14 protein-coding genes and 1 pseudogene are annotated in these 16,715 nt (G+C 40.4%); 10 read left to right on the forward strand and 5 right to left on the reverse strand.

The features are described from left to right. The first annotated feature begins 96 nt into the window (after nt 1-96). The 3 genes and pseudogenes from NFR46_RS00335 to NFR46_RS00345 all read left to right on the forward strand — a co-directional run bounded on the left by NFR46_RS00335 (nt 97) and on the right by NFR46_RS00345 (nt 5,057). Nucleotides 97-2,508, forward strand: coding sequence for a phosphoketolase family protein (locus NFR46_RS00335; RefSeq protein ID WP_251573848.1), 2,412 nt, complete (start codon nt 97-99; stop codon nt 2,506-2,508). A gap of 166 nt (nt 2,509-2,674) precedes the next feature. Then, nucleotides 2,675-3,998 (forward strand): annotated as a pseudogene (locus NFR46_RS00340) (APC family permease). Between the two features lie 156 nt (nt 3,999-4,154). After that, complete coding sequence (locus NFR46_RS00345) at nt 4,155-5,057, forward strand: ROK family protein (RefSeq protein WP_251573850.1); 903 nt, start codon at nt 4,155-4,157, stop codon at nt 5,055-5,057. Between the two features lie 61 nt (nt 5,058-5,118). On the opposite strand, the gene NFR46_RS00350 is transcribed toward NFR46_RS00345, so the two are convergent. Then, entirely contained in the window at nt 5,119-5,583 is a 465-nt protein-coding gene (locus tag NFR46_RS00350) for an Rrf2 family transcriptional regulator (protein ID WP_251573852.1), read from the reverse strand. 163 nt (nt 5,584-5,746) lie between these two features. Here NFR46_RS00350 and NFR46_RS00355 point away from each other — a divergent pair, with 163 nt between their 5' ends. Genes NFR46_RS00355 through NFR46_RS00375 form a run of 5 tightly spaced genes read left to right on the forward strand, consistent with a single transcriptional unit; the run spans nt 5,747 to nt 9,683 of the window. Then, nucleotides 5,747-6,655: a glycine betaine ABC transporter substrate-binding protein gene (locus tag NFR46_RS00355; RefSeq protein WP_420908561.1), complete on the forward strand. Its 909-nt coding sequence runs from the start codon at nt 5,747-5,749 to the stop codon at nt 6,653-6,655. 30 nt (nt 6,656-6,685) lie between these two features. Then, on the forward strand, nt 6,686-7,336 hold the full coding sequence (locus tag NFR46_RS00360) for an ABC transporter permease (protein WP_251573853.1): 651 nt from the start codon (nt 6,686-6,688) through the stop codon (nt 7,334-7,336). Beyond that, the gene (locus NFR46_RS00365; protein WP_251573855.1) at nt 7,311-8,081 is read left to right on the forward strand and encodes an ABC transporter ATP-binding protein; all 771 of its coding nucleotides are present in this window, start codon (nt 7,311-7,313) and stop codon (nt 8,079-8,081) included. Before NFR46_RS00360 ends, NFR46_RS00365 begins: the two co-directional genes overlap by 26 nt. Next, complete coding sequence (locus NFR46_RS00370) at nt 8,074-8,730, forward strand: ABC transporter permease (RefSeq protein ID WP_251573857.1); 657 nt, start codon at nt 8,074-8,076, stop codon at nt 8,728-8,730. Before NFR46_RS00365 ends, NFR46_RS00370 begins: the two co-directional genes overlap by 8 nt. Beyond that, complete coding sequence (locus tag NFR46_RS00375; RefSeq protein WP_251573859.1) at nt 8,727-9,683, forward strand: zinc-binding alcohol dehydrogenase family protein; 957 nt, start codon at nt 8,727-8,729, stop codon at nt 9,681-9,683. The genes NFR46_RS00370 and NFR46_RS00375 overlap by 4 nt, the downstream gene beginning before the upstream one ends. A 68-nt stretch (nt 9,684-9,751) precedes the next feature. On the opposite strand, the gene NFR46_RS00380 is transcribed toward NFR46_RS00375, so the two are convergent. Together NFR46_RS00380 and NFR46_RS00385 are read right to left on the reverse strand one after the other, a co-directional pair. Further along, a complete protein-coding gene (locus tag NFR46_RS00380) occupies nt 9,752-11,677 on the reverse strand; it encodes an elongation factor G (protein WP_251573861.1) in 1,926 nt (641 codons plus the stop codon). Beyond that, nucleotides 11,674-12,153: a universal stress protein gene (locus NFR46_RS00385; protein WP_251573863.1), complete on the reverse strand. Its 480-nt coding sequence runs from the start codon at nt 12,151-12,153 to the stop codon at nt 11,674-11,676. Before NFR46_RS00385 ends, NFR46_RS00380 begins: the two co-directional genes overlap by 4 nt. A gap of 206 nt (nt 12,154-12,359) precedes the next feature. Here NFR46_RS00385 and NFR46_RS00390 point away from each other — a divergent pair, with 206 nt between their 5' ends. Next, nucleotides 12,360-13,373, forward strand: coding sequence for a lipoate--protein ligase (locus tag NFR46_RS00390; protein WP_251573865.1), 1,014 nt, complete (start codon nt 12,360-12,362; stop codon nt 13,371-13,373). A 97-nt stretch (nt 13,374-13,470) separates the two neighbouring features. Next, nucleotides 13,471-13,935 carry a hypothetical protein gene (locus NFR46_RS00395; RefSeq protein ID WP_251573867.1) on the forward strand — a complete coding sequence of 155 codons (465 nt, stop codon included), beginning with the start codon at nt 13,471-13,473 and terminating at the stop codon, nt 13,933-13,935. 624 nt (nt 13,936-14,559) lie between these two features. Here the strand turns inward: NFR46_RS00395 and NFR46_RS00400 are convergent. Both NFR46_RS00400 and NFR46_RS00405 read right to left on the reverse strand, forming a co-directional pair. Beyond that, entirely contained in the window at nt 14,560-15,726 is a 1,167-nt protein-coding gene (locus tag NFR46_RS00400; RefSeq protein WP_251573869.1) for an MFS transporter, read from the reverse strand. A 125-nt stretch (nt 15,727-15,851) separates the two neighbouring features. Beyond that, complete coding sequence (locus NFR46_RS00405) at nt 15,852-16,709, reverse strand: SAM-dependent methyltransferase (RefSeq protein WP_251573871.1); 858 nt, start codon at nt 16,707-16,709, stop codon at nt 15,852-15,854. Between the last annotated feature and the right edge of the window lie 6 nt (nt 16,710-16,715).

Below are 16,715 nucleotides of genomic sequence, written 5' to 3' on the forward strand. Positions count from 1 at the left end.
TTAAATCCGTTATTATTGTTATTGTAAATTTGAATGATTTACGTATTGTTTAACCGCAAGAACGTATTTATTTATTCAGAAGGAGTGTTTATTAGAATGGCAGTAGATTACGATTCCAAGAAGTACTTGGAAAGTGTTGATGCTTACTGGCGTGCAGCCAACTACCTTTCAGTTGGTACTTTGTTCTTAATGGGCGACCCATTATTACGCCAACCTTTGAAGGCTGAAGATGTTAAGCCTAAGCCAATTGGTCACTGGGGTACTATTGTTCCTCAAAACTTCATTTACGCACACTTGAACCGTGTAATTAAGAAGTACGACCTTGACATGTTCTACATTGAAGGTTCAGGTCACGGTGGCCAAGTTATGGTTAATAACTCATACTTGGATGGTTCATACACTGAAATTTATCCTGAATTTACTCAAGACACTAAGGGAATGGCTAAGTTATTCAAGCACTTCTCATTCCCAGGCGGTACTGCATCACACGCCGCACCTGAAACTCCAGGTTCAATCCACGAAGGTGGGGAACTTGGTTACTCACTTTCACACGGTGTTGGTGCTATCTTAGATAACCCAGACGTTATCGCCGCTGTTGAAATTGGTGATGGTGAAGCTGAAACTGGTCCATTGATGGCATCATGGTTCTCAGACAAGTTCATCAACCCAATCAAGGATGGTGCGGTATTACCAATCATCCAAGTTAACGGATTTAAGATTTCTAACCCAACTATTCTTTCACGGATGAGCGACGAAGAACTTACTAAGTACTTCGAAGGTATGGGCTGGAAGCCTTACTTCGTATCAGCTTACAAGGATGCTGACCGTGATGGTGAATTCAACGGTTACAAGGAACACATGGATGTTCACGAACAAATGGCTAAGACTATGGATAAGGCTATTGAAGACATCAAGGCTATCCAAAAGAACGCTCGTGAAAACAACGATGAATCATTACCACAATGGCCAATGATCATCTTCCGTGCTCCTAAGGGTTGGACTGGCCCTAAGACTGACCTTGATGGTAATCCAATTGAAAACTCATTCCGTGCTCACCAAATTCCTATTCCGGTATCACAAGATGACATGGAACACAAGGACATGCTTATTGACTGGATGAAGTCATACAAGCCAGAAGAATTGTTTGACGAAAACGGTCACCCAGTTGCTCTTGTTGAAGAGAACACACCAGAAGGTAACCGTCGGATGGCTATGAACCCTATCACTAACGGTGGTATCGATCCTAAACCACTTGTATTGCCAAACTACCGTGACTTCGCTGTTGATGTTCAAACACCAGGTTCAGTTGTAAAACAAGACATGCTTGAATGGGGTAAGTACCTTGACAAGATGGCTGAATTGAACCCTAACAACTTCCGTGGATTCGGTCCTGACGAATCTAAGTCAAACCGTCTTTACGCATTCCTTGACAACCAAAAGCGTCAATGGATGGAAGAAATTCACGAACCAAACGACGAAAACGTTGCTCATGAAGGTCGGATGATTGATTCACAACTTTCAGAACACCAAGCTGAAGGATTCCTTGAAGGTTATACTTTGACTGGCCGTCACGGATTCTTCGCAACTTACGAAGCATTCGGTCGTGTTGTTGATTCAATGCTTACTCAACACATGAAGTGGTTACGTAAGGCTAAGGATCTTTACTGGCGTCACCAATACCCAGCATTGACTTTTGTTGATACTTCAACTGTATTCCAACAAGACCACAACGGTTACACTCACCAAGATCCAGGTCTGTTAACTCACATGTTCGAAAAGGAACGTCCAGATCTTGTTAAGGAATACTTGCCTGCAGATACTAACTCATTGATGGCTGTATCAAACAAGGCATTCCGTAACCAAGAATGCATCAACGTTTTAGTTACTTCAAAGCATCCACGTGCACAATGGTTCTCCATTGATGAAGCTACTGAATTAGTTGACAATGGTCTTGGCTACATCAACTGGGCTTCTACTGATCAAGGTAGCGAACCAGATGTTGTCTTTGCATCAGCAGGTACTGAACCAACTGAAGAAGCTCTTGCAGCTATTGACATTCTTCATGACAACTTCCCTGAATTGAAGATTCGTTACATTAACATCATTGAAATTATGAAGTTAATGAACACTGACAAGAACCCAGAAGGTTTGTCTGACGCAGAATTTAACCAATACTTCACTACTGACAAGCCAGTTATTTTTGCATGGCACGGTTTCCGTGACATGATCCAAGCATTGTTCTTCGATCGTGCTAACCGGAACGTTCACATTCACTCATACGAAGAAAATGGTGACATCACCACTCCATTCGACATGCGTGTATTGAATGAACTTGACCGTTTCCACCTTGCTAAGGATGCTATCCAAAACGTACCTGGTTACGAACAAAAGGCTGCTGCTTTTGTTGCCAAGATGGACAACATGATTAACAAGCACAACCACTACATCCGTTCAGAAGGTAAGGACTTACCAGAAGTTACTAACTGGACTTGGAAGGGTCTTAAGTAATCACTGTTGATTACTAATTAAACACTTAATAAGTAAAAGAATGACTAGAGAGATGATATATCCTCTAGTCATTCTTTTTTAAATGAAGATTTGTAAAACGGTTACAAAAGGATTACGATTTAAATGTAGGTATAATTTTTGTTATAAAAGATTGAGGGCGAAAATCATTAGTAGGAAAGTATCAAGTCCCAAAAAGTTATCTTTTATTTCAATTTACTTTTTAGGCATTAATGGTGTTATTGGTTCCGGAGCTTTTGCTACCACAAGTAATTTATCGGGATATGAATCTCGCTAGTGTAATAGTATTGCTATGTGCTGCAATTACAGTTAGTATGGTTGCTGATCTGTCTAGCCGGTTTACTGGTTCAGGCGCAGCATGGTTATATTCGTATAATGCATTTGGTCGCTTCTGAGGTTATGAATTAGGAATCTTCACGTGGTTTTTAGGTTGTTGTCCACTATCAGTGGAAGTAGTTGCACTATTAACGACGCTGAAGAGTTTCTTTCCGATTTTTAGTAATCATTGGGTATATTATGGTTCAGTCTTTGGTTTGATCTTATTCTTCTCGATTATTAACTTCTATGGGCGAACGATTGTTAAGTTTGTCGATAATCTTTCATCGGCAGCAAAGATGATTACAATCATTGTTTTCATTGTTGTCGGGGCCTTTTGTATCCATTTTGCTAGTTATCCCGCATGCAGCAATGACTGGTGCAATGCCATTAGCTAAGCATTTTGGCTCTGCCTTTAGTGTTGTATTTTATATGTTTACTGGATTCTCGTTCATTCCGATTGCTGCTAAGCAGATGAATGATCCTGAAAAAATATTCCACGGGTCTTAATTGCTGTTATGATCAGTGTAACAATTTTGTACTCATTAATGATGCTTGTTGCAATTGGAATTTTAGGAACTAGCATGGTGAAATATAGTACGCCAATTGCGAATGCTTTTAATACTGGTGTTGGTAAGTGGGGTTACATTTTGGTTATTGTCGGAATGCTTATTAGTATTTTTGGAGTGGCATTTACCGCTTCATTTAATACCCCATCCTTGATTGCATCGTTAGCGAGTGAACACGCAATGTTACCAAAGTGGATCGGAAAGAAGAACTCACATGATGCTCCATGGGTAGCGATTATCTTTACTGCAGTTATTTCACTTCTTTTGGTAACTCAATCTTACCTCTTCTTGGTATCTTGTATTGTTCTTGCTTCGTTTATTCAATATGTACCGTCGATTTTGGCAGTAATTAAGTTTAAACACACCAATGAATTTCCAAATCATGGCTTTAAGTTGCCAGGTAAGTACATAATTCCTGCACTTGCCTTACTAATTTCTTGCTACATGGTAACTAACTTTACAATTAAGACGATTACGGTTGGTGTTGTTGTGGCAGTTTTAGCTGCTGTTTCGTACTTCTTTATTGAACGTGATGAAAAGCATGAAGCGCGGCACCAAGCTAAACTTCAAGCGATGAAGCAAAAGTAACTAAAAGGATAAATGGTTCAGGGGTTAACTCTAATGATCCCTGGACCTTTTAATTTGGTGAGTCAAATGTTTATAAAGATGGAGACTTGATCTGCTACTTTCTCGACAAGAGTTGTGTATAATATTAATGATAACTGAAGCGAGGTGTTTGTTAGTATGCAACGACAGTATCTGAGTATTGATATTGGTGGAACAACAATAAAGAGTGCACGAATTGATCATTCTGGAAATATTATGACCAAGGGAAAACTAACGACACCGCATTCTAAGGATGCTTTTATTCAAGCACTTCAGACGATTATTCGTGAGAACCCGATGATTGCAGCTGTTTGCGTAAGTGTTCCGGGAATAGTAGATCCTCAGACTGGTAATGTTCAGTTTACGGGAGTCTTAAGTTACATGGGTGAATTTCACTTAGCTGAATACCTTGAAAAAACTACTAAATTACCAGTTTATGTGGGAAATGATGCCAACTGTGCAACGTTAGCTGAGTTATGGTTAGGAAACTTAGTTGGGGTAGGTGACGGAGCAGTCATCACTCTCGGGACCTCTGTTGGTGGTGGAATTGTAATTAATGGGAAGCTCTTGCATGGTCCCCATAGTCGTGCAGGGGAATTGAGCGCAATTGTGACTAACCGTGATGATCCTGACGTTGAACAACGGACAGTTGGAGCTACCACATCAGCAGTTAAGATGGTTGAAATGATTGCTCGAGTATGTAAACTCCCTGATCCCACCGATGGTCGGCAGGCATTTCAAAAAATTTCTGCTCACGATCCGCTTGCCTGGAAAATTTTTGAGGAATATTGTCGCCGCGTAGCTTATTTGATTATTGATCTTCAGGCAGTATTAGACCTTGAAGTAGTGCTGATTGGTGGAGGAATTAGTGTCCAACCGATTTTAATTAAAGAAATTAAAACTCAATTTGCTAAAGTCCAAAAAAGTGATCGTCGGCTAATGGCTGATATTGCAATGCCGGTTATTAAAGCAGCTAACTTTGGTAATGAGGCTAACCTTCTCGGCGCCCTTTATGGCTTACTTTTAAAAATTGAAAATTAAATTATAGAGAACTCCCTAAGTCGACTTTTGCCGATTTAGGGGGTTCGTTTCAAATGGTTTATTATTTTAAATTACTACCGATTAATTTTTGTGGATCCTTTTCACTCTGCTTAACAAGAATTGAATTAAGAACATCCTGGAGAGAAGTTGCTGCTAACTTTGCTTTTGCAGCTGTTTCTGCTTGTTGGTAGAATTCACTTAAAGTTGATTGGATATTACCACCAACAATGCATTCAGGATTTGTTTTAGGATCAATTGTGAAAATGTGTTGTTCCTCTTCGACAGCAAGAAAAACGTCATAAAGAGAAATATCTTTTGGCTCACGTATTAATTTGGGGTCCGCAGAACCATGGACTGTCTTTATTAAACCGGCACTCCTTAACTTTCCCATTAACCGACGAACGACTACTGGAGACGTTTCGATACTTCCTGCAATGTTTTCACTACTTAATGGTAGTTTACCCTTATAGGTTTCAATAAAAGCGAGAATGTGGATGCTGTCGCTAAAACGGGTCGATATCCGCATACTAACCATTCCTTTCTACATACTAATTGTAACGATTTTAGTTACAATTATCTAGTGGGTAATTATTTTTCTTCCTTGACAAAGGAAATTCTGTAATATATATTTTAAACTGTTTAACGATATGATGAAACTTTTTTAGTTACTAATATACGAGGATGAGAATATGATAATCCGTTTAAGAAAATTAGTGCTTATTTTGGCACTTGCTTTAGGGACCTTGATAGTTGCTGACAGTTTACCGGTTAATGTGAGTGCCAATAGTAAGCCGATCATTGTAGGATCTAAGAGCTTTTCGGAAAGTAAAACGGTTAGTGAGATTTATGCGTTAGCTTTAGAGCATGCTGGGTATAAGGTTGTGCGAAAGCCAAATATTTCTAATTCAGTTGTTTACCGAGCAGTTAAGACTGGGCAGATTGATGTTTATCCGGAATATACAGGAACAATCGTTGAGGCTTACCTGAAAAAGAGTGCTAGTGGCAAGAATGCTTCTCAAATGGCATCCTTGGCCCAAAATGGTGTGAAAAAAGATGGGCTTGTAACATTCAACTATGCTCCAGGTGATAACCGGCAAGGGATTGGGATGCGGTCAAGCGTCGCAAAGAAGTACCATATTAAGACACTAAGCGATCTACAAAAGAATGCTTCAAAGATTCGCTTTGTTTCTCAGGGTGAATTTGACAAACGAGCCGATGCATTACCCGGGATGAATAAGAAGTATGGTAAATATAATTTTAAATCTCATAAGGATTATGACGATAGCCTTAAGTATAAGATTATGTCTCAGAATAAGGGGGATGCGGCACCGGTATCAACTACTGATGGTCAACTGGCTACCAGTAAGTTTACCCTCTTAAAAGATGATAAGGGACTATGGGCGCCATATAATTTAGTTCCGTTGGTCAACAAGAAGGCAGCAAAGAGTCACCCGAAGATGGAAAAGACCTTAAACCAGGTTGATGCGAAGTTAACGACTAAGCAACTGACAGCCCTTAATAAAAAAGTTGATGTCGATGGACAAAATTACAAGACAGTTGCTAAGAACTGGTATAGTGAACATGTTTTGAATCATTAGTGTTTTAAAAGAAGAGGAGAAAAGAACGCGTTGTTAACCCAGATTATTCATTATTTTCAAACTGATAGTAGTCAGTATTGGCTATACGTCTGGCAACATATTTACCTTAGTTTGATTACCCTCTCAATTGCAATGATCATTGCGTTGCCACTAGGGTATATTGGTTCACGGATAAAAACAGTTGCAGCTTTTTGTACTGCCTTTGCCCAGGTATTAAGGATTATCCCTAGTTTGGCATTGCTGTTCTTACTGATTCCGTTTATTGGAACAGGGATGTTTCCCGCCTTGCTTGCCCTTGTTATTTTAGCATTGCCTCCTCTTTTGATTAACACAATCCTTGGTTTTAACGAGGTTAGCCCATTATATGAAGAAGTCGGGACAGCACTAGGAATGGATCGACGTCAGTTAAGACGACAAGTTGAGATCCCGCTTGCCCTTCCTTATATCTTAAACGGGATTAAGTTAGCACTTGTTGAAATTATTGCGAGTGCTACTTTAGCTACCTATATTGGAGCTGGTGGTTTAGGAACGTTAATTTTTACTGGTTTAGGATTATATGATATGACCTATGTTGTTATTGGCGGTGTTAGTGTAGCGATCCTTTCGTTGCTTTCAATGATCGGATTTGATTTTTTAATTAGGAGGATCCAGCGATATGACAGAGCCAGTTATTCAATTTAAAAATGTTCAGAAGCGGTTTGGAAAGAATATCATAATTCCTGATTTAAGTTTTACAATTAACCGTGGTGAATTTATTACCATTCTTGGTTCTTCTGGTTCAGGGAAAACGACAACCCTGAAGATGGTTAATGGACTTTGGAAACCCAATGCTGGTGAGATCTTAATTAATGGTCAGAAAATAAGTAGTCTTAACCTAGTAAAGCTGCGTCGACACATGGGGTATGTCGTCCAACAAATTGGCCTTTTTCCGCACATGACCATTGCGGAGAACATTGCTGTTGTGCCCAAGATGTTGTATTGGGATCAGGAAAAAATTGAACAGCGAGTTGAAAAGCTCCTTGATCTGGTTCAACTCGATCCACAAAAATATGCAAAACGCTATCCAAACCAGCTTTCGGGAGGGCAGCAACAGCGGATTGGCGTAGCGCGGGCATTAGCTGTTAATCCACCGTTCGTTCTCTTTGATGAACCATTCGGAGCATTAGATGCATTGACAAGGATTGAATTACAAAAAGAGATTAAACGAATTCACGAATCATTAGCTGATAAGACCTTTATGTTTGTAACGCATGATATCAATGAAGCGCTTTTTCTTGGTCAGCGGGTAATGGTAATGCATGAAGGCCAGATCGAACAGTTCGCCACACCAGAAGAGATTGTCACCCACCCAGCGACGCATTTTGTGATGGAGCTATTAGGAACAGTTCAGCAAAATCAAAGTCTTTGGGGGCACTACCATGATTGAGTACTGGAAAACTAACTGGCCAATTATGGTAGTCGATTTACAACAGCATGCAACTATGGTTTTAGCTTCTTTAGGGATTGCTTTGGTAATTTCAGTATTAATCATTATTTTGCTGATGCACCGGAAAAACTGGCTGAATGGGTTAGTCTACTTTTTTTCCTTACTTTACTCTGTTCCTAGTTTTGCTTTTTTCGCCCTTCTATTACCCGTTTCCGGCTTGGGAATGCGAACAGCCATCATTGTTCTAACATTGTATTGTGAGTACGTACTCTTAAGAACATTTATTACTGGAATCCAAGAAGTTGATCCATCCCTGGTTGAAGTTGCGAAGGGGATGGGGATGACAGCACAACAGGTCTTCTTCAGGGTGCAGCTTCCCCTTGCCACACCAGCAATTTTTAGTGGATTGCAAGTTGCCCTTGCATCGACAATGGGCATTGCAACAATTGCCGCCACGATTAATGCAGGGGGACTTGGCCAATTATTATTTGAGGGCCTTCAATCGCAACAAGTTGTCCCAATTCTATGGGGCACTCTTTTAACGGTCATCTTAACTCTTGTGTGCGCCGGGATTTTGAAACTAATTGAATGGTTATTAATTCATCGTTGGCAATCGGTCGTTAATCAAAGAAAGGAGAAACGAGCTTGAAAGCAGTTGTAATTAAGAAAGGTGGTGGACCAGAACAACTGGTTTACCAAGATGTTCCTACTCCTAAGGTGAAGCCGGGATGGTCCCTAGTAAAGGTAAAGGGATTTGGAATTAACCATTCAGAGATTTTTACCCGAAAAGGACTATCACCAACAGTTAAATTTCCTCGTATCTTAGGGATTGAGTGTGTAGGGGAGATCATCCAAACTACTGATCCAGTTAAATTGCCGGTTGGTCAGAAGATAATTTCTATTATGGGCGAAATGGGACGAGCATTTGATGGATCGTATGCTGAATACGTTCTTCTTCCTAATTCACAAATCTATCCAGTAACGACCAATCTACCTTGGAAAACACTAGCAACAGTCCCGGAAACGTACTACACGGCATATGGATCATTGCTTAATCTTAAATTGACGAAGGATGATTCAGTATTAGTGCGTGGTGCAAGTAGTGGAGTTGGTGTAGCATTCTTAAAACTAGCTAAAGCTTGCTATCCTGGAATTCAGGTAGATGGAACGACAAGGACTAAGGATAAGGTTGAGAGAATGAAAGAGCTCGGCTTTGATGAAGTTATCCTTGATCAAGATGGTAAATTACAAACCGACAAGCGCTATTCCAAGATACTTGAGTTAATTGGTCCAGCAACAATTAAAGAAACTTTTAGCCACCTTGAAAAAGGGGGAATTGTTTGCAGTACGGGGCAATTAGGGAACCAATGGTATCTTGAAGAGTTTGATCCCATTTTTGACTTAGCGCCAAATAGTTATTTGACCAGCTTTTATTCGGGAAGCGTTAGCGGTAAGAAACTAAACCAATTATTACAAGTAATTGAAGGACACCACATTAATGTGGAACCAACGAAGGTTTACCGACTTGAGCAGATTCCGCAAGCACATCAATATTTAGAGAGTCACCGTAGTTTAGGAAAAGTGATTGTTTTGAATGATTAGGTTGGACGATGCTTAAAGCAAGAAGAGGATGGAAAAATATTTCATTTTTTCATCCTCTTCTTACTTTTTTAGTCTTGCACATGAGCCATTGAGGGAACTTGATCCCACTTTACTGGATAGCCAGCACCGTGGGCACAGAAAACGGAATCAGGAGTATTAGCTAGATCAGCAGTTGGATTATAATTTGCATCTGCAATGATCTCACTCGCATTATGACATTCCTGGTAACCCATTACAGTTAATTCTAATTGCCCTTGCCCGTGAGTATAGGCGCGAACAGTTTGCGCGTATTTTCGCATTTCGGTTACTGGTGCTGTTCCAGTAATAACCGTTGTGGAAGAGCTAGAATTATCATTATTGAGCTTAAAAGTCCCGGCCATTTGCTGAATATCATTAATTGCACGACCAACATGTTCCTGATCAATAGTTAACCGGAATTGATACCAGGGTTCTAATAATTTACACTGACCAGTTTGTTTGAGCATCATTAAGCCTTGGCGAACTGCGCGATAAGTTGCTTCCCGGAAGTCACCACCAACAGAGTGAACAATACTTCCTCGGCCGTTGATTAGGGTAATCTTCGTATCGGTAAGGGGTGCACCGATTAGGACTCCCCGGTGTTCCTTATTATGTAAACTTGTCATTATTTGCTCTTGCCAGTTATGGCTAAGAATATCGACACTACAGTCAGAGTTAAACTGGAGTCCACTTCCTGTCTTTCCTGGTTCAAGGAGAAGATGAACTTCGGCATAGTGACGAAGTGGTTCAAAATGACCGATCCCGATGACTCTTGAAGCGATCGTTTCCTTGTAAAGAATATTACCTTCATTAAACTCAATATCAATTCCGTATCGTTGGTGGAGAAGTTGTTGAATAATTTCAAACTGAACTTCACCGATGATTTGGAGGTGGATCTCCTGAAGGTGCTCTGACCACTGGACATTTAGGTGTGGTTCTTCATCTTCTAACTCCCGTAATGCTAATAAACACTTATGAGGATCAACACCATTTAGTTTAACCGCGTAGCTAAGGACTGGTTGAATTTCATTCAGTGGTTGGTCCTTAGCCTTTCCCAATCCCTGACCAGGGAAGGTAGAGGTTAAACCAGTAATTGCACAGACACCACCAGCTGGAATTGCTTGGTTAACAGTAAACTTAGCACCGTTATAAACTCGCAATTGGTTGGCCTTTTCGCCAGGGAGAACTTCTGCTTTAGCTTTTAGTGTTCCACCGAGGACTCGAATCCAAGTAAGTCGTTCTCCCTTGTTGTCATGAGAAATTTTAAATACCCGTGCCTGAAAGTCGGGGGAGAAAGGTGCTTCAATGGTCCATTTAGAGAAGCCAGAAATGAAGTCATCAACACCAGTGAGCTTCAATGCTGCCCCAGAATAGATGGGGAAGATCTTGCGTCGAGCGATAAGTTGACGGATAGTTTCGTCTTTGAGATTACCAGAATCGAGGTAGTCATTTAAGACATCATCATCCGTCATCGCAATTGTTTCAATTGTATCGGCAGTTAGTGATTCAGTAAATGGGAGGCAAGCAGAAGAAAACTCGGCTTGAAGTTCTTGAATTACCTTATGTGGGTTAGCACCCACCACATCCGTTTTATTAATAAAAATGAAAGTTGGCACTTGATATTTTTTTAGAAGTCGCCAGAGAGTCCTAGTAGAACCCTGGATTCCGTCAGTAGCTGAGATGACAAGAATGGCATAGTCAAGAACCGGGAGCACTTGCTCAGTTTGTCCGGCAAAGTCGACGTGCCCAGGAGTGTCGAGTAAGGTTAAGTTCAAGTCGTTATAGGTGACACTAGCTTGGTGAGAGAAAATAGTAATTCCCCGTTGTTTCTCTAGAGTATCTGGATCAAGGAAAGAGTCACCATTATCAACTCGACCAAGTTGGCGTTGTGTTCCTCCGTGGTAAAGAAGTGCTTCCGATAAGGTTGTTTTTCCGGCATCAACATGGGCAACTACACCCGCAACAATTCTTTTCACCGTTCTTCCTCCTGGCGGTTATTTTCAGTTCGTACAACAAGAACGTCACACGGAGCGTTTCGATTAACGTAATTAGTAACTGAACCGAGAACAAACCGTTCAACGCTTGATAAGCCAGTTGTCCCAATAACAATCAGGTCGTTATGGTGATCCTTAGGGAAATCTTGGGCAATAACTCGTTTAGGATTTCCAAAACGAATGTGGATGCTGACATCGAGGAGGCCCATTTTCCAGGCACGCATTTTAAGATCTTCTAGCCGTTCTTCGGTCGTCTTAACTAAATTATATGTTTGATCGGTACTGACTGTTGTACTGGTAATGTAGCCATCAGTGATTTGCCCCACCTGTTCGATCGTGAGGAGATCAAGATGGGCATGGTTATGGATTGTGGATTTAACAGCAGCGGTGAGTACAGGGAGCGTGGCCTTCGATCCATCAATCGCCGCAACGATATTTTTGTATTGCATATCCTTCATCAGACTTACTTCCTTTCAAGTGCTTTACCTTAATTATAAGGGTTTAGTTGGAGTGGCAGTTAATAAAATTAGGATTTTTAATAAATTTAACGTCAATAATTGAAAACGGTTGCAAAGAGGACTAAACTTTACATATAGATTAAAGAACATTTAACCGAATTTAGTCTAATTTTAGTTAGAATCTTCACAAAGGAGTTGCAGTTAATATGCGATATGTTTCAATGACTTCTCATAATATTGGGATGAATCTGGCAACTGAACAGTATTTGATGAACGATAAGGATTTTGGTCGTGAACCATTAGTACTCTTCTACTATGAAGAACCATGTATTATTGTTGGTCGTAATCAAAATACGCTTGAAGAAATCAACCAAGACTATGTTAGAGAACACAATATTAGAGTAACGCGGCGGCTTTCTGGTGGGGGTGCTGTTTACCAAGACTTAGGTAATCTTTGTTTTAGCTTTGTTGTTCCTAGTGATAGTGAAGAATTCGGTGATTTTAAGTCCTTTACTAAACCAATCGTTGATGTTTTACATAAAATGGGTGCAACTACCGCTGAAGTTAGTGGGCGGAACGATATTTTAGTTGATGGCAAGAAGTTCTCTGGAAATGCAATGTATTCTCGGAACGGCAAGACCTTCTCTCACGGGACATTGATGTTAAATGTTGATTTGAGTGTTGTTGCGGATGCTCTTCACGTTGCTAAGGATAAGATTGCCTCGAAAGGGATTAAGTCTGTTCGCTCGCGGGTCACTAATCTCCGTCCATTCCTTGATAAAAAGTACCAAGATATCGATGTTCCAACCTTCAGGGATGATCTAATTAAAGGATTATTCCATGTTGATAGCTTAGATGAAATTAAGGATAAGCAATACGTGGTTACTCCTGAAGATCAAAAGGAAATTGATAAGATTTACGAACAATACTACAACAACTGGGATTGGGTTTACGGTAAGTCTCCTGAGTTCACGCTTAAGCGGCGGAAGCACTTTGACATGGGAACGATCGATGCCCGGTTGGATGTTAAAGACGGTGTAATCAAAAATATTAAGTTCTATGGTGACTTCTTCGGTCCAGAAGATGTAAGTGCTTTAGCAGAGAAGCTTCAGGGTGTTAAGTATGACCATGACGCAATTGCTAAAGTCCTTAATGAAAATGGTACTCAACAATATATTACCGGGATTCCAACCGATCAGATTGCCGATCTGTTGGCTTAATTGAGCTTTACCGAGATATTTAGTAAAATGTGGTTGATTGATCATTTCCGGATGGTGGATTAGCCACATTTTTGATCCGGTGAGGAGATACGGAATAATGAAATTAACAGTTGCAGATTATTTAGACCAGCTTAGCGGTGAAAAGACGATTGTAACAGAAACCGAAACAACCGCATCAAAGGTTCAACAAAAATCAGTATTAAAAAAAGCGATTGAAGCAGTAATCGATGCCCTAGACACAGGTCATTTAGGTAAGTATCAAATTACGATTAGGGTTAAAAAAGGTGCTCCTGTTATTTTCCACCTTGATACTAACTTGATTAATATTCCGATGGCAGAGGCAGAACGATTAGACGGGAAACTACTGGATAAGGAAATTACTTATCCTGTAAACCTTTATATGGTGATGGAAAGCGAAGATGTTAATAAGTCGGGATTGCGGATTGACGAGTTAGCAAACGAGACGGACTTGGCAGGGGATGTTGATGTTCTTATTAAGCGTCTTCAAGAATGGCTTGCTGAACACCTGGCAGATGTCATGGAGGCACGAGCCGAGGCGTAAAACTTGCGAAAAAGATTAATTCGTGTTAAATTATTATTTGCGATGAGTCGAGAGGTCTGGTAGCAACCCTAATGGCTACCATAAGACATTTCGAATGTGGGGCACATAACTCACCGGATTGTGAGGTGTCCGGAAATAGTCGAAGTGGACATTAACTATTTCCTGAGATAGTATCAATACACGTAAAGAAGCTGGAAATTAACCTTCTTGAGAGTCTGATTGGCTAGCCTAGAACGATGAATGATGATGAAATCATCAGAGTCGTTCGTAGCCAAATAGACTTGCTTTACTGCACTAGACTCTAAGGCTCTGGTTAATTTCCGCGATTAGACTATGTAGGTTCTGAGAACATTAATCATAGTTTAAGGATAAGAAGAAGCTGGAGTTTTTCTCCAGCTTTTTTTGATCGGTTCGCTTAAGTTTACTAGTTTTATGAAATCGGTTACAATGAAGGTAGTAAATATCGAGGTGATCAATATGAGAGATTGGTACTTCTTCGGTTACTTTATTTTATTTGTTTTTCTAGTTTTTGGTTACTGTACACTTTTTCACTAAAAAAATATTCTAACATTATAAAAACTGGGACTAGTATCTAAGCTTGATACCAATCCCAGCTTTTATTTTTTAAAATCGTTTTGCGGTGTACTTCTTACTCAGAGTAAATACGAGAATTGTTGCAGCAATGCCATATACGGCACCAACATAACCAAGATTCCGCATTGGTGTTAAAGCAACTGCTTGAGATGCGGTAAAGGAACCTAATGAAATCCCAATGTTAGCAAAAATTGAGTTAAGGGATGACGCAAGGTCTAATGACTGTGGATATTCCTTTTCAGCAATGTCAAGGAACATTAACTGGGTTGAAGAACCATAGGAAGAAAAGGCCACACAGAGAAGCGCCACAATGGTAATTGCAACCCACTTGAATGAGAGTAGTGGACCGAACAAGAGATAGAGGATCGTCATGGCAATGTAAATAATCCCGAGGCGGTTAACACCACCATTATCTGCGATCCAACCACCAAATTTATTACCGATAATGAAGAAAATCCCCATCCCGAAGAGGAGCCAGTTTAACCAAGTGTTACTAAATCCCATTTCGTTGGTTATTAATGGACGAATATAGGTATAAATAGTATAGTCGGCTGCACAGACAGTAACAATAAAGATAACCCCAAGGAGGATTCGAGAATCCTTTAAAAGAGTAAATTGTTTACTAAGGGTACTCTTAAATTGAGGGGTATCACGAGGTACTAACCAAACGAGTGCTGCGAAGACAAAAAGGGTTAGTCCAGAAATCATCCAGAAACTATCGTGCCAGGAGAAAGTCGTACTAATTACCGTTCCAATTGGGATCCCGATAACTGAAGCAATACTAAATCCAGCAAAAACCCACGAAACCAAACTAGCGCGCTTTTCCCGTGGCGCTACAAAACTAGCCATGACCAAGACAATTGAAATAATTGCCCCGGCAACCGTAGCTGTTAACACCCGTGAAAAGAGCATTGAAATAAAGTTGCTAGCAAGGGCGGTCCAGGTGTTACCGATGAAAAAGACAACCATCAAAGCCAGCAAAACATGGTGTCGTCGCCAGCGGTTTGCTAGTGAAGTAATAATTGGAGTAAAAATGGCATAAACAAGTGCAAAAACAGTTACGAGGAGCCCCAGCTGTGATAGTGAATCATGATATTGAGCGGCGATATCGGGGAGGACCCCAACGATCATGTATTCATTACAGCCAAGCATGAACGCAACAAACACGAATAAAATTGATTGAAGACGGTATTTCATTGTATTCAACCCTTACTGACTGACATTGTGTCGTTCAGTTTTCCTTTCTTTAAAAATTTTAAACTTGCAATATTGTATCGAATAACCAGTCATAAAAAAAGACCCACATTGAAGTGGTTCTTAATTTACTTTGCGAGGTAGACTTGTTCATCGATTAAGTCAAAAGAGTGGAGGTAGTGGTTAACTTGTTGAAGCTTGTCGTCCTGGCTTAACTTTGCCTGTGTCCAAAAGGCCTTTGAGTCGGTTGCACCATCCTTTTCACCGATCACGAGGAGGTTAACTTCAGGATAACCCTTTCTAAGTAGTTGGAGGACTTTCCAATCTGTTTCCTGCTTGTCAGGTGCCCAAGACATGATTACGTACTTAACTTGGTCACCATATTTTTTAATTGCTTCGATCGCATCAAGTTTTTCAATTTGAGTAACGGGGTGTTTGCCGGTTTCGTTTTCCTTGATCCAGGCTTGACTATCCGTAGTGTAAATCTTTTGGGTAGAATTATTATTCCGGAGTCCCTTAGAAATGTAGCCATTACCAGCCATAATCTCGAGAACTGGTTCACCATCCAGGTAATCCGACAAAGCTTTAGCAAAGGGAGCATTAACGTACGACCACATCCCATAGGTGTCTTCCAAATAGTCACGGAAGTTTCGCAGTGCCTTATCTAGCTTTGGAAGGACCGTTGAATACTTATTCCACAGCGCGTCGCCTTGTGCGTCACCCTTAGCGTAATGTTGGTTTACGTATTTGAAAATTTGATCCTGGATATCATCCGGAAGAAGAAGTTGTGGTAATGGTTGCGGCAAGAGACCGTTCTTTAACAACCGATCACTTTCGAGAGCGTTATTAATTAAGAACTTAACTTCAGGGAAGGGATCAAACAAGTCTCGATATTGAGTTAATTCTTCAATGTATTTAGGCTGTTGGACAACCTTTTTGGCTTTTTTAACTCTTTTTTTGAGCTTCTTTAATTGCTTTGGATTCATAATTGC

This window comes from Limosilactobacillus agrestimuris (assembly GCF_943193105.1).
Classification (GTDB): Bacteria; Bacillota; Bacilli; order Lactobacillales; family Lactobacillaceae; genus Limosilactobacillus; species Limosilactobacillus agrestimuris.